Raw genomic sequence first — 13,713 nt, 5'->3', positions numbered from 1 at the left:
GATCACGAACGTCGGCAACGCCGGCGGGGGCCGATCAGGGCAAAGAGAGCTGCGTCGACCAGCTGCGTCACCCTCCTGCGACTCCTGCGACCTGATCCGAACGACGGACCTAGTCCGCGATGGCCGCGTCCAGGTCCGACATGATCAGGTCGCCGACGATCGCCGCCGCCGCGCGGTAGCCGCCGCTCGCCGCGTGGACGACCTGCTCGCCGAACCCCATGGCGTTGCCGGCGGTCCACACGCCGGGCACGCTGGTCCGGCCCGTCGGGTCCACCACGGGGTACGACCCGAACGGGGTCTCCTGCAACTCGGCGCCCAGCCGCTCCATCAGGTCCGTCCGGGGTACGGCCCTGGGGCCGACGAACACCACCGAGCGGTCGTGCACCGTGCCGTCCGCCAACCCGACCCCGGTCAGCCGGTCGTCCTCGACCCGCAGGGCCGCGACCTCGCCGGGAACCACCTTGACACCTGCCGCGGCCAGCCGGCGCAGATCGTCGTCGGCCAGCTCCTCCTCGGCGACCGTGTGCAGGAAGAGCGTCACGTCGTGCGACCAGTGGGACACCATCAGCGCCTGGTGCACGCTGAGCGGGCTGGTGGCGAGGACGCCGAAGCGCTCGTCGCGCACCTCCCAGCCGTGGCAGAACGGGCAGTGCAGCACGTCCCGGCCGAACCGCTCGGCGACACCGGCTACCACCGGCAGTTCGTCCCGGAGCCCGGTCGTGACGATCAGCCGCCGGGCGTGCACGGTCCGACCGCCGGCCAGCTCCACGGCGAAGTCCTCGCCCCGCTCCACGTCCACCGCCCGGTCGCGGACGAGTTCCACGCCGTACCGCGCGATCTCCTCCCGGCCGAGCGCCAGGAACTCGGCCGGTGACATGCCGTCCCGGGTCAGGTAGCCCTGCATGTGGTCCGAGGGCGCGTTGCGCGGCTCACCGGCGTCGACGACCAGGGTGCGCAGCCGCGCGCGCCCCAGGACGAGCGCGGCGGACAGGCCGGCCGCACCACCGCCGACCACCACCACGTCGTACTTGTCGGTCAAATTCAGGTTCTGGGTCACGGTGACCACCTCCACGTAGAAGGTCTCTCGGAGGGTACGGGATTGACAAATACATTTGCCGGAACTGCAATAAGGGCATGACTGCAGACGACGTTCTCGCCGGTGTCGGACCAAGGCTCCGCCAGGTGCGCAAGGAGCGGGAGGTGACCCTCGCCGCGCTGTCCGAGGCGACCGGCATCTCGGTGAGCACCCTGTCGCGGCTGGAGTCGGGCCTGCGCAAGCCGAGTCTCGAACTGCTGCTCCCGATCGCCCAGGCCCACCAGGTGCCGCTGGACGAACTCGTCGGCGCCCCGCCGGTCGGCGACCCCCGGGTGCGTGCCGAGCCGATCGTGCGTCACGGCCGCACCCACTGGCCCCTCACCCGGCAGCCGGGTGGGCTTCAGGCGTTCAAGGTGCTGGAGCCCCGGCGCCAGGAGGAGCCGGACCCGCGGACCCACGAGGGGTACGAGTGGCTGTACGTCCTCTCCGGCAGGCTGCGGCTCGTGCTCGGCGACCACGACGTGGTGCTGTCGGCGGGGGAGGCCGCCGAGTTCGACACCCGGGTGCCGCACTGGTTCGGGTCGACGGGGGAGGGGCCGGCGGAGTTCCTCAGCCTGTTCGGCCCGCAGGGGGAGCGCATGCACGTACGGGCGCGGCCCGCGGCGCGGTCGTGACGGCCGGCCGGCCGCCGGGTGCAGTCGCGTGCCCGCTCGCCCCCGCCCGCGCGACGGCTCACCGGCTGTGACCCGGCGACTGCCCGCGACCTGTTCCCTGATCGGCAAGCGACCGCTTAGTATGCGAGAGACCCGGTCGGACGACGCAGTCGGTGGAGGCCCCGCATGCAGGCATGGCAGGTGCACGAGAACGGCGAGCCGGGCGAGGTGATGCGCCTCGGGGACGTGGCACCGCCGACGCCCGGCGACGGCCAGGTCCTGCTCAGGGTCCGCGCCGCGAACATCAACTTCCCGGACGCCCTGCTGTGCCGGGGCCAGTACCAGGTCAGGCCGCCGCTGCCGTTCACACCGGGCGTGGAGATCTGCGGCGAGACCGAGAACGGGCGCCGCGTCATCGCCAACCCCGCGCTGCCGCACGGCGGCTTCGCCGAGTACGCCCTCGCGGACGCCCGCGCCCTGCTGCCCGCCCCGGACGCCCTCGACGACGCCGAGGCCGCCGCCCTGCACATCGGCTACCAGACCGGCTGGTTCGGCCTGCACCGCCGGGCCCGGCTGGAGGCCGGCGAGACGCTGCTCGTCCACGCCGCCGCCGGAGGGGTCGGCAGCGCGGCCGTGCAGCTCGGCAAGGCCGCCGGTGCCACCGTCATCGGTGTCGTCGGCGGCCCCGAGAAGGCGGCCGTCGCGCGCGAGCTGGGCTGCGACGTGGTCGTCGACCGGCGCGGCGAGGACGTCGTCGCCGCCGTGAAGGAGGCCACCGGCGGCCGGGGCGCCGACGTGGTCTACGACCCGGTGGGCGGCCAGGCCTACGCCCAGTCCGCCAAGGTCGTCGCCTTCGAGGGCCGGATCGTGGTCGTCGGCTTCGCGAGCGGCACCATCCCCAGCCCCGCGCTGAACCACGCCCTGGTGAAGAACTACGCCGTCCTCGGCCTGCACTGGGGCCTGTACAACACCAAGAACCCCGAGCTGGTCCAGCACTGCCACGAACAGCTCACCGGGCTGGCCGCACGGGGCGCGATCAAGCCGCTGGTGAGCGAGCGGGTACCGCTCGGCGGGGCCGCCGACGCCGTGCAGCGCGTCGCCGACGGCAGGACGACCGGCCGGGTGGCCGTCGTACCGGAGAAGCTGGAGAAGGGAGCCGCCGCATGACCGACGCAGCGGAACTGCGCCACCGTACGAAGGAACTGCTGGCCGCGCATCCACCGGCCACCACCGACCGCCTGGACTTCCTCCGGGCCCGCTTCGACGCCGGACTGGCCTGGGTGCACTACCCGGAGGGACTCGGCGGGCTCGGCGTCCCCCGCTCCCTCCAGGCCGTCGTGGACGCCGAACTGACGGCCGCGGGCGCCCCCGACAACGACCCCCGGCGCATCGGCATCGGCCTCGGGATGGCCGCCCCGACCATCCTCCAGTACGGCACCCAGGAGCAGAAGCAGCGTCTTCTGCGCCCGCTGTGGACCGGCGAGGAGGTCTGGTGCCAGCTGTTCAGCGAGCCGGGCGCCGGTTCCGACCTCGCCGCCCTCGGCACGCGGGCGGTCCGTGAGGGCGAGGACTGGGTCGTCAACGGGCAGAAGGTGTGGACCTCCAGCGCGCACCTCGCCCGCTGGGCCATCCTCATCGCCCGCACCGACCCGGACGTGCCCAAGCACCGGGGCATCACGTACTTCGTGTGCGACATGACCGACCCCGGTGTCGAGGTCCGGCCGCTGCGCCAGATCACCGGTGAGGCCGAGTTCAACGAGGTGTTCCTCAGCGGCGTCCGCATCCCCGACTCCCGCCGCCTGGGCGAGACCGGCGACGGCTGGCGGGTCGCGCAGACCACGCTGAACAACGAGCGCGTCGCCATCGGCGGCACCCCGATCCCCCGCGAGGGCGGCATGATCGGCAAGATCGCCGCGACCTGGCGGGAACGCCCCGAACTGCGCACCCACGACCTGCACCAGCGGCTGCTCGGCCTGTGGGTCGAGGCCGAGGTCGCCCGCCTCACCGGCGTACGCCTGCGCCAGCAGCTGGTGGCCGGCCAGCCGGGCCCCGAGGGCGCCGGCATGAAGCTGAACTTCGCCCGCCTCAACCAGGAGATCAGCGGGCTGGAGGTCGAACTCCTCGCCGAGGAGGGCCTGCTGTACGACGACTGGACCATGCGCCGCCCCGAACACGTGGACTTCACCGGCCGCGACGCCGGGTACCGCTACCTGCGCTCCAAGGGCAACAGCATCGAGGGCGGGACCAGCGAGGTCCTGCTGAACATCGTCGCCGAGCGCGTCCTGGGCCTGCCCGCCGAGCCGCGCACCGACAAGGACGTCGCATGGAAGGACCTCGCCCGATGAGCGCACAGTCGGAACCCGGTCTGCTCTACTCGGAGGAGGAAGAGGCGCTGCGCGCCGCCGTCCGGGACCTGCTCACCGATCACTGCGACCCGGCGGGCGTCATCGCCCGCACCGAGTCCGCCACCGCGCACGACGTGGCGCTCTGGAAGGCCCTCTCCGACTCGATGGGCCTCGCGGGCCTGCTGATCCCCGAGGAGCTGGGCGGCCAGGGTGCCACCCACCGGGAAACCGCCGTGGTCCTCGAGGAACTGGGGCGCGCGGTCGCGCCGGTGCCGTATCTGACGAGTGCCGTCGTCGCCACCGAGGCGCTGCTGGCCTGCGGGCCCGACGACCTGCTCACCGAGCTGGCGTCCGCGACGACCGTCGCCGCGCTCGCCGTCGGGCTGCACGTCGCACCGGGCGCCGCCGTACCGCACGTGCGCCTCGAAGAGGGACGCCTGCACGGGGAGTTGACCGGTATCGCCGACGCGGCCGTCGCCGACGTGCTGCTGGTGCCCGCGGACGACGGGGGGCTGTACGCGGTCCGCGCCGCCGACGTGACCGTCACCCCGCAGGTGTCCCTGGACCTGACCCGGCCGGTGGCACGCGTGACTCTCGACGGCGCGCCCGGGCGACGGCTCGGCGAGGCCGGACCCGCCGTACGGCGCGCCCTGCGGGCCGGTGCCGGTCTGCTCGCCTCCGAGCAACTGGGCCTCGCCGACTGGCTGCTGACCGAGACGGTCCGCTATCTCAAGGAGCGCAGGCAGTTCAATCGCCAGGTCGGCGGGTTCCAGGCACTCAAGCACCGGCTCGCCGGGCTGTGGCTCGAGGTCGCGGGCCTGCGTGCCGCCGCCCGCAACGCGGCCGACGCGCTGGCGACCGGCGAGGACACCGACGTGGCCGTCGCCGTGGCCCAGGCGTACGCGGGCCGGGTCGCCGTCCACGCCGGCGAGGAGGCGCTGCAACTGCACGGCGGCATCGGCATGACGTGGGAGCACCCGGTCCACCTGTACCTGAAGCGGGCCAAGGCCGACTCGATCGCCTACGGCGCGGCGGGCACCCACCGGGCGGCGCTGGCCGAACTGGTCGACCTGCGGGCCCCCTGACCCGTCCCCCCCGACAAGCGAAGTGCCCGCCCCACCCGGGGCGGGCACTTCCGTGTCCGGCACCTGTCCCGCCGGCCCGGCGAAGTGAACGACCGGCGGCGGTCCGGCCAACTCCCCGCACGGCTCTGCTCCCTGAAGGCATCGGGACTCCATACTCACAGGCGTCCCGTACGGCACTTCCAGGGAGGCAGAGCATGGCCCTCACCACCCGACGCAGAGCCCTCACCACCCTCGGCGCCGCCCTCGCGGGCGCGGTCGCCCTGCCTGCCGGCACCGCGCTGGCGAACGAGGGCAGGCACGGGCCGCGCCCGTTGTGGCGAGCCCACGCCCACAACGACTACGAGCACCCCCGTCCCCTGCTCGACGCCCTCGACCACCGTTTCGGCAGCGTCGAGGCCGACATCCACCTGGTCGACGGCCAACTCCTGGTCGCCCACGACCCGGAGGGCCTCGACCCGTCCCGCACTCTGGAGTCCCTCTACCTCGACCCCCTCGCCGCCCGCGTCCGCGCCCACCACGGCAGGGTGTACCGGCGGGACCGCCGCGCCCTGCAGCTCCTGATCGACATCAAGACCGAGGGATCGTCGACGTACCTCGAACTCGACCGGCATCTGCGCCGCTACAGGCATCTGTTCACCACCTACGCCCACGGAAGGGTGTTCCCCGGCGCGGTCACCGCGGTGGTCTCCGGTGACCGGGCGGCCCGTGCGCCCATGGCGGCCCAGCGCACGCGCCGCGCCTTCTACGACGGCCGTCTCACCGACCTCGGCGGCTCGGCTCCGGCCTCCTTGATCCCGCTGATCAGCGACAACTGGACGCTCAACTTCACCTGGCGGGGAGTGGGCGCCTTTCCGGCGGCGGAGCGGCGCAAGCTGCGGGACATCGTCGGCGCGGCGCACGCCCGCGGACAGCGGGTGCGGTTCTGGGCCACGCCCGACGTGGCGGGCCCCGCACGGGACGCCGTGTGGACGGAACTGCTCGCCGCCGGGGTCGACCACCTCAACACCGACGACCTAGCCGGCCTCGAGACGTTCCTCGACGCCCACCGGGACGCGTAGGACCGGCGGGACACCACTCGTTCGGAGGACAGGTCAGCCGCCCGGACGAACCCTCCGCTACGCCACACTTGCGGCCGAACGCCGCGAAGCGGACGTGGCGGAGGAGGTTGACGATGGCCGTTTCCATCTCAGTGGTGCTGTTGCTGTCCGTCCTGGCGGTGATCTTCCTGCGCAACGGAGGGCTGAAGGTCTCGCACGCACTGGTGTGCCTGCTGCTCGGCTTCTACCTGGCGAGCACGAGCATCGCCCCGACCATCAGCAGCGGTCTGACCGCGACGGCGGAAATCGTCGGCAGTCTCAGACCGTGACAGGGGCGAGTGTCGCCGGTGCTGTCCTGTCGTGGTGAGGAGGAACTCCAGCGATCGGTCACACGCCCCCTGATGTCCCGTCACATGACGTACGCCTCGGGGGCAGCGCGCCAGGCCCTGGCGGTCCGGGGGACGGCCTATGCGTCGACGACGCGGGATCGGATGAGGAAACGCACGCCCTCCGGCGCCTCCAGTGAGAAGCCGCTGCCCCGGCCCGCGACGACGTCGACGGTCAGCCGGGTGTGGCTCCACGCCTCGTACTGGATGCGCGACATCCAGAACTCCACCGGCTCCTCGACGCCCTCGACGACCAGCTCCCCGAGCAGGACGTCCGCACCGCCGGTACGGAACTCGCCGGCCGGGTAGCACATGGGGGCGCTGCCGTCGCAGCATCCGCCGGACTGGTGGAACATCAGCGGTCCGTGCGCCTCGCGGAGCCGCCGCAGCAGCAGGGCCGCCTCGGCGGTGAGCTCGACGCGGGGCGTCTCCTCGTATGTGTCGCGCATGCCTTGCATGGCATCACGGGGAAGGTTGCGAGTGGGTTGCACACCCGGCTCCACCCCTTCCGGCCTGCGCCTCTGCCGACATGCGGGCGACGTATATCTTTTGACATACCTATCCGCTCATACCTATCATGTCCGGGTGACCGACTCCAGCACCCCTCGCCGGGACATCGACCGTGTGGCCTCCGGGCTCGCGGCATGCCTTCCCGCGCTGCACAGGGCGCTGGACCGACAGGTCGCCGCCCGGTACCCGCACCCCAAGCCCCCGGAGGGCCGGCTCGCGCTGCTGCGGTTCGTCGCCCAGCGCGAGGGCGCCACGGTGCGCGAGGCCGCCGAGGCCCTGCTGATGAAGCCGAACAACGTCAGCGCCCTGGTCTCCCAGCTCACCGAGCAGGGTGACCTGGAGCGCAGGCAGGACAGCGCCGACAAGCGGGTCGCCCACCTCCACCTCACCGCCACGGCCCGTGAGCGGCTGTCCGAGGTGCGGGAACTGGAGACCGTGTTCATCCGCCACGCCCTGACCTCCCTCACCGAGGGCCAGCAGGGCGCGCTCGGCTCCGCCCTGGACGCGCTCGACGCACTGACGCGACACCTCCACCCCGCCGCCCGCTGACCGGGCGAGGCCCGCGCACTCTCCGCCGGCCCGGGGCACACCGTCGCGCCCCGGGCCGGCCTGACGCGCTCCTGGGGGCCGCTCCGCCGCGCGCTCCGGTGGGCCGTCCAGCCTCCCGCGCACCACCCCCTGAACCTGAAGAGAAGGCTCATCCATGCCGTCCACGTCCGTGGATCACCCCGTCATGCCCGCGGCCGAGCCCGCCCCGCCGGTGGCCGGCCGGCTGCGGTCAAACCCCTGGCTGACCCTCCTCGCCGTCGCGTTCGGACTGTTCATGGTCCAGCTCGACGGCTCCGTGGTCGCCATAGCCAACCCCGAGATCGGCCGCGACCTGCACGCGTCGACCGCGCAGCTGCAGTGGGTGACCAACTCCTATCTGCTCGCGCTCGCCGCCACCCTCATCCTGGGCGGCAAGCTCGGCGACCGGTTCGGCCGGCGCACCCACTACCTCGTGGGCGTCGCCGGCTTCACCCTCGCCTCCGTCGCCATCGGCCTGTCCGACTCGATCGAGGGCGTCGTCGCCTTCCGCGCCCTCCAGGGCGCCTTCGGCGGACTGCTGATGCCCAACACCCTCGGCCTGCTGCGCTCCGTGTTCCCGCCCGGGAAGTTCGGCATGGCCGTGGGCGTATGGGCCATGGTCTCCGCCGTCGCGACGGCCCTCGGCCCCATCGTCGGCGGTCTCCTCGTGGAGCACGTCAACTGGGAGTCGGTCTTCTACGTCAACGCTCCCATCGGAGTCCTCGCCATCGCCTTCGGCGTCCTCGTCCTGCCCGAGAGCCGCAACGCGGCGGGCGGCCGGGAACGCTTCGACATTCCCGGCCTGGTGCTGCTGGCCCTCGGCCTGCCCGCCGTGGTCTTCGGCGTCGTCAAGGGCGAGACCTGGGGCTGGACCTCCGCCGGCACCCTGGGCGCCGTCGCCGCCGGGCTCGTGCTCCTGGTCGTCTTCGGCTGGTACGAGACCCGCGTCGAGCACCCGCTGCTGCCGATGCGCCTGTTCCGCAGCCGTGCGTTGACGATCGGCGCGGTCATCACCGCGCTGAACTTCTTCGTCATGCTCGGCGTGATCTTCTTCGTCATGCTGTACCTGCAGAACGTGCGCGGCTTCACGCCGGTCGAGGCGGGCGTGCGGACACTCCCGCTCAGCCTCGCCTCGCTGGTCGCCTCACCGCTGGGCGCGGCCCTCACCCAGCGTTTCGGGCCCCGGCTGACCATGCCGCTGGGCATGCTCCTCCAGGCGGCCTCCTGCTTCGGCATGCTCACCTGGCAGACCGACTCCCCCTACGCCACCATGTGGCCGCCGTTCATCGCGCTCGGCCTCGGCGTCGGCATGGTGATGGCCGCCTCCTCCGACGCCATCGTCGGCAACGCCCCCGTGCGGGACGGCGGCGTGGCCGGCGGTCTGCAGGCCACGACCCTGCAGATCGGTGGCGCGCTCGGCACGTCCGTGCTGATCTCCCTGATCAGCGCCAGGGTGGGTGCCACGCTCACCGGGGAGCTGACCGGCGCGGGTGTCCCCCCGGCCGTGGCCCACGGCCTGATGGAGGCCGAGGACGCCGTGGCGATGGGCGTGGCACCGGTCTCCGGCGACATGCCGGCCGGCCTGCGGGCCGCCGTGGTGGAGGGCAGCGGGCAGGCCTTCCTGAACGGCGTCCATCTGGCCGTGATCGTCACCGGCGTCCTGTGCGTGCTCGGCGCGGTGCTCGCCGCGGCCGGCATGCGGCGCGGCGCGGAGCGGCCGGCGGACCACTGAGGCCGGGAGCGGCGGTGCCCCTCCGGCGCGGGCGCCGCCGTCGGAGTCCCTCAGGTCTCCCCGGCCGTGGAGCGGGGGAGCACGGTGACGCGGTGGAAGTTGCACATCGACGGCAGATCCGTCGAGGGCCGGGTCTGATGTGCTTTCAGCGCGATGCTCACCAGGCTCAGCAGCAGGTCCACGTCCGCGTCGCAGTCCAGGTGCACGGTCACCCACCGGGAGCCGGGGACCAGGCGGATGGCGCTGGAGCCGCCGAGGTCGTACTGGAAGCGCTGGATGGCCTGCTGGGTGAGGTGGAGGTCCACGTCCCGCTCCGAGTGGAAGTGGACGATCTCTTCGCGGACGGAGCGCAGCGCCCGTCCGGTTCCGCAACTGGCCGGACCCGAGGCGAGGTCGGGCCAGGCATGCAGCCGCTCAAAGGCGTGCTGGGCCAGAGTCATGGCACCATCGTCGCCCGATCACCGCGCCGCAACCAGAGGTTGAGCGATTCGTAACCGGCACGTGAGGTCGGAGCCCGCACCGGAGGCCCGGGGGAGGCGCCGCGCGACCGGGCGCGGCACCTCCCCCGGTCGCGTTACGGCGCCACGCAGCCGATCGTTCCCACGGGGAAGTCGTTGCCCGTGGACGTGGCGGTGAAGCCGAAGGACACGCTGCCGTCCGGTGGCACGACCCGGTTGTGGTCCACGTTCCGGACCGTGACCGTGCCATCGTCACCGCTGGACAGCGAGCCGTTCCACACACCGCCGAGCGTGGTCCCGCCGCCCGGCCGCCACTGCACGGCCCAGCCGTTCAGCGGCTCCGTGCCGTGGTTCATCACCTCGACGGAGCCCTGGAAGCCGCCGCTCCAGGAGTTCTCCACGTTGTAGACCGCCATGCAGGAACCGGAGTGGGTGGGCGGCGGCGTCGTAGGAGGCTGGGTCGTGGGCGGCGGGGTCGTCGGGGTGCCGCCCGAGTCGCCGATGCCGGTCACTTCGCCGTTGCCGCCGTCGAAGACGATGTCCGAGCAGGAGAAGAAGTTCTCCTGGCTGTCCGAACGCACCCACTGCATGAAGATCAGCGCGTCACCCGAGCGGCCCGAGGGCAGCGCCAGGTCCCAGTAGTAGTGGCCTCCGTCGGCGCCCGCCGAGCCCTGCTGGGGCGGGTCGGTCACCGTCTGTATCAGCTCCAGGTCGCCCCAGCCCAGCTCGGACGTGGGCGACCAGCCGGGCTTGGTGAGGTAGACCCGGAAGTCACCCGGGTGGGCGGCCCAGTTGCTGTAGTTCACCTGGATCGTCGAGCCGGACGTCAGGTGCGTCCGGGGCCAGTCGGCGCGGGCGGCGTTGTAGGCGGAGAAGTCGTACGGTGACCGGTCGCCGGCGCTGCACAGAGTGCCGTCCGGCACGTAACCGGCGCCGCGTCCGCCCGCGTTGGAGTCGAGCACGGCGAACCAGTTGTACAGCGCCGTCGCACCGCTCTGGTCGAGGGCGCTCTGACACGCCGGGTTCGACGGGTCAAGGGCACCGGTGCCGGTCTTGGCGTCCAACTGGCAGAGATAGGTGCGCGAGCCCGGCATCATCGCCACGCCGTGCGCGTCCGCCCGCCCCTGTCCGAGCAGGAAGGTCACGCCGAGTGCGCTGAGCAGGGTGGCCAGTACCGCCGCGAGGGAGATGTATCCGGGGAGATGTCTGCTGCGTCGAGCCATAGGGGGTCTCCTGTTTCCGGGTGCTGGGTCTTCCGGTTTCCGCGTGCCGGGTCTTCCGATCGTGAGTGGCCCGTTCGGTGAGCGGTCCGTTCGGTGAGCGGTCCGTTCATGACAGTCAGGTGGAACCCTCGCCCGTCCGGGGAGGGTGCGTCGACCGGACGGGCGAGGGGGGCGGTGGGTGGTGCGCGGCCGCTATGCCGTGGTGCAGGAGGCGTCGTTCAGGGCGAAGCCGTCCGGCTCGGCGAACGCGCCGCTGTGGGTGCCCTGGAAGCCGAACGTCAGGCTGCCGCCCGGAGCGATCCGTGCGTTGTGTCCCATGCCGGTCGCCGTGACGGCGCCCGTGGACGGGTTGAGGGAGGCGTTCCAGGCGTTGGTGATCCGCTGGCCGGTGGGCAGGGTGAAGGCGAGCCGCCAGCCGTCGACGGGGGCTGTGCCCGTGTTGGTGACGGTGACGTCCGCGGTGAAGCCGTTCTGCCAGACGTTCGTGCCGTACGTCACCTCGCACGCCGCTGGGTCGCCGGGGCCTCCGGGGTCGGGGGTGCCGGGGTCGCCGCCGGTCTCGACGGTCGAGGAGAAGGAGTTCACGGTCAGTCCGGCGCCGTTCTGCCACGGCTCGAAACCGGCCTGGACGCTCGTCAGGTACCAGTCGTCCTCGGCCAGTCCGCGTGCGACGGTCGCCCGGACGAAGTCCATGACGTCGAAGCTCCAGTCGGTGATCGCCGACGGGGCCACGAAGGACAGCACGTCGTTGGCGCCGTTGCTGCCGGTCCACAGCTCCCAGGCCCGCCCGCCCACGGTGGCCGTGCCGACCGGGGAGCCGATGGGCTGGATCGGACCCACCCGGTTGAACCAGATCATGATCTCGGTCCGGTTCACCCCGTCGGTGCGGGGAGTCGGGTCCAGCCATATGTCGTACGAGGCGTTGTAGACGGCGTCGCCGACATAGCTGTACGAGATGCCGGAGGGCGCCTCGGAGATGGTGTCGAGGCGGGCGGGGAGGTTGGTGCCCGGCGAACAGGTCGTGTAGTGACAGCCGTTGAAGACCGACGGGTACGATTTCGGCGCCCCGTTGGTGGGCACCGAGCCGTCGGCCTGGCTGACCCGGAAGCCGGCGTCGGTGGCGGTGACGCACTGGGTGGCGCTGGAACCCCAGCGGTTGTTCTGGACGACGTAGCGTCCCTGGATCGTCGTCGTTCCGAACGGTTCGCAGATCGTCGTGTCCGCCTGGGCCGGCGCCGCCGCGGTCAGGAGCGACGCGACGACGGCGAAGGTCGCGAGCAGTGCGCCCAAGAGGCCTATCGGGGTGCGGGCTTGGGGGCGTAACGGTCGCATGGGGGCCTCTCCTGAGGGTGCGGGGGAAGGAGGGGCCGGTGCGGGAGCGCTCCCAACTCCCCACTGATGGGAGCGCTCCCACTTACCGGTTGCCGGTGACTTTAGAAGCGGCGCATGTTCCTGACAAGACTGTGCGTGCGGGTGTTGTCGAAGGAATCTCGAAGCCCCAGGTGAGAGCCGTGGGTGCCGGGAGCGCTCCCGGCCGGCTCCTCGGGCGGCTCCTCGGGCGGGTTGCTCAGGCGGAGTCCCTGAGCACCAGTTCCGTGCGGAGGATGACGTGCCGCCAGGCGACGGGGGAGTCCTCCATTTCCTCGAGCAGGAGCCGCACCATCGTGCGGCCGATCTCCTCCAACGGCTGCCGGACGGTGGTCAGCGGCGGATCCGTGGGCCGGGCCGGCTGGAAGTCGTCGAAACCGATCACCGCGACGTCCTGCGGCACCCGTCGGCCCGCCGCGCGCAGCGCGTTCAGCGCCCCGGCGGCCATGGTGTCCGAGGCGGCGAACACCGCGTCGAGATCCGGATGGCGGGCGAGCAGTTCGGCCGCCGCCCGGTGCCCGCTCTCCTCCGTGAAGTCGCCGCCCTCGACGACCAGCGACGGCCTGGCCTCGACGCCCGCCAGCTCCAGGGCCTCGCGGTATCCGCGCAACCGGCACTGGGCGACGTACATGTCGGGCGGGCCGCCGATGGCCCCGATCGTGATCCTGCCGCCGTCCAGCAGGTGTGTGACGGCGCCGCGCGCGCCGCCGGCGTTGTCGGCGTCGACGTACGTGACGCTTTCGTCGCCGGAACGCCGCCCCAGCATGACGGTGGGCAGGCCCGCCTTGGCGAGCATGTCCGGCAGCGGATCCTCGGCGTGCACGGACATCAACAGCACGCCGTCCACCCGTCCGCCGCGTGCGTACTCCACGAAGCGCTGCCGCTCGGCGTCCGTACGGACCAGGGTGAGCAGCAACTGCACCGGGGTGTCCGTGAGGGCGTCGCCGACCGCATGGACGATCTCGGTGAAGAACGGCTCCCCGAACAGCCGCCAGTCCGGCTCCGTCATGACCAGTGCGATGGCGTCCGCGCGGTGCCCGGCCAGGGAACGCGCCGCGAGATTCGGGACGTACCCCAGTTCGGCGATGGCCTGCTGCACCGCACGGCGCGTCGAGTCCCGCACGCCGTCCGCGTTGTTGATGACCCTCGAGACGGTGCCCCGTCCCACACCGGCGAGGGCGGCCACCTCCTCCAGCGTCGGCGTACCGGGACGCTGCCTGCCCATGCCCGCCTCCCCCCACCACGAGATCATCCGATACTACGGTGATCTGCTCGGCTCGGCGGGCAGATCGCCATGGCGTTCGAGATCGGCG

14 protein-coding genes are annotated in these 13,713 nt (G+C 72.3%); 8 read left to right on the top strand and 6 right to left on the bottom strand.

Annotation, left to right across the window (positions count from 1 at the left end; translation table 11 throughout):
• Positions 1-109: 109 nt before the first annotated feature.
• Positions 110-1,057, bottom strand: coding sequence for an NAD(P)/FAD-dependent oxidoreductase (locus ACZ4V1_RS09305; RefSeq protein ID WP_468331816.1), 948 nt, complete (start codon positions 1,055-1,057; stop codon positions 110-112).
• Between the two features lie 77 nt (positions 1,058-1,134).
• On the opposite strand from ACZ4V1_RS09305, the gene ACZ4V1_RS09300 reads away from it, so the two are divergent.
• The 6 genes from ACZ4V1_RS09300 to ACZ4V1_RS09275 all read left to right on the top strand — a co-directional run bounded on the left by ACZ4V1_RS09300 (position 1,135) and on the right by ACZ4V1_RS09275 (position 6,485).
• Positions 1,135-1,710 carry a helix-turn-helix domain-containing protein gene (locus ACZ4V1_RS09300; RefSeq protein ID WP_468331813.1) on the top strand — a complete coding sequence of 192 codons (576 nt, stop codon included), beginning with the start codon at positions 1,135-1,137 and terminating at the stop codon, positions 1,708-1,710.
• Between the two features lie 165 nt (positions 1,711-1,875).
• A complete protein-coding gene (locus ACZ4V1_RS09295) occupies positions 1,876-2,856 on the top strand; it encodes an NADPH:quinone oxidoreductase family protein (RefSeq protein WP_468331810.1) in 981 nt (326 codons plus the stop codon).
• The gene (locus ACZ4V1_RS09290) at positions 2,853-4,034 is read left to right on the top strand and encodes an acyl-CoA dehydrogenase family protein (RefSeq protein ID WP_468331807.1); all 1,182 of its coding nucleotides are present in this window, start codon (positions 2,853-2,855) and stop codon (positions 4,032-4,034) included. Before ACZ4V1_RS09295 ends, ACZ4V1_RS09290 begins: the two co-directional genes overlap by 4 nt.
• Entirely contained in the window at positions 4,031-5,119 is a 1,089-nt protein-coding gene (locus tag ACZ4V1_RS09285) for an acyl-CoA dehydrogenase family protein (RefSeq protein ID WP_468331805.1), read from the top strand. Before ACZ4V1_RS09290 ends, ACZ4V1_RS09285 begins: the two co-directional genes overlap by 4 nt.
• A 194-nt stretch (positions 5,120-5,313) precedes the next feature.
• A complete protein-coding gene (locus ACZ4V1_RS09280; protein WP_468331802.1) occupies positions 5,314-6,177 on the top strand; it encodes a phosphatidylinositol-specific phospholipase C/glycerophosphodiester phosphodiesterase family protein in 864 nt (287 codons plus the stop codon).
• A 113-nt stretch (positions 6,178-6,290) separates the two neighbouring features.
• A complete protein-coding gene (locus tag ACZ4V1_RS09275; RefSeq protein WP_395572319.1) occupies positions 6,291-6,485 on the top strand; it encodes a hypothetical protein in 195 nt (64 codons plus the stop codon).
• A gap of 137 nt (positions 6,486-6,622) precedes the next feature.
• Here the strand turns inward: ACZ4V1_RS09275 and ACZ4V1_RS09270 are convergent, their stop codons facing one another.
• Positions 6,623-6,991: a DUF779 domain-containing protein gene (locus tag ACZ4V1_RS09270; protein WP_468331797.1), complete on the bottom strand. Its 369-nt coding sequence runs from the start codon at positions 6,989-6,991 to the stop codon at positions 6,623-6,625.
• Positions 6,992-7,127: 136 nt separating this feature from the next.
• Here ACZ4V1_RS09270 and ACZ4V1_RS09265 point away from each other — a divergent pair, with 136 nt between their 5' ends.
• Both ACZ4V1_RS09265 and ACZ4V1_RS09260 read left to right on the top strand, forming a co-directional pair.
• Positions 7,128-7,601 (top strand): MarR family winged helix-turn-helix transcriptional regulator, encoded by a 474-nt coding sequence (locus ACZ4V1_RS09265; RefSeq protein ID WP_468331794.1) that lies wholly within the window; start codon positions 7,128-7,130, stop codon positions 7,599-7,601.
• A 154-nt stretch (positions 7,602-7,755) separates the two neighbouring features.
• Entirely contained in the window at positions 7,756-9,351 is a 1,596-nt protein-coding gene (locus ACZ4V1_RS09260) for a DHA2 family efflux MFS transporter permease subunit (protein WP_468331791.1), read from the top strand.
• A gap of 50 nt (positions 9,352-9,401) precedes the next feature.
• On the opposite strand, the gene ACZ4V1_RS09255 is transcribed toward ACZ4V1_RS09260, so the two are convergent.
• The 4 genes from ACZ4V1_RS09255 to ACZ4V1_RS09240 form a co-directional block, all read right to left on the bottom strand.
• The gene (locus ACZ4V1_RS09255; protein ID WP_468331788.1) at positions 9,402-9,791 is read right to left on the bottom strand and encodes a luciferase domain-containing protein; all 390 of its coding nucleotides are present in this window, start codon (positions 9,789-9,791) and stop codon (positions 9,402-9,404) included.
• Between the two features lie 134 nt (positions 9,792-9,925).
• Positions 9,926-11,032, bottom strand: a complete 1,107-nt coding sequence (locus tag ACZ4V1_RS09250; RefSeq protein ID WP_468331785.1) for a lytic polysaccharide monooxygenase — start codon at positions 11,030-11,032, stop codon at positions 9,926-9,928.
• 192 nt (positions 11,033-11,224) lie between these two features.
• Positions 11,225-12,364, bottom strand: a complete 1,140-nt coding sequence (locus ACZ4V1_RS09245) for a glycoside hydrolase family 12 protein (protein ID WP_468331782.1) — start codon at positions 12,362-12,364, stop codon at positions 11,225-11,227.
• 235 nt (positions 12,365-12,599) lie between these two features.
• Positions 12,600-13,625 carry a LacI family DNA-binding transcriptional regulator gene (locus ACZ4V1_RS09240; RefSeq protein ID WP_468331779.1) on the bottom strand — a complete coding sequence of 342 codons (1,026 nt, stop codon included), beginning with the start codon at positions 13,623-13,625 and terminating at the stop codon, positions 12,600-12,602.
• Positions 13,626-13,713: the final 88 nt, after the last annotated feature.

The organism is Streptomyces sp. NPDC028991, assembly GCF_055564775.1.
This window is presented reverse-complemented; position numbering and strand designations above follow the sequence as displayed.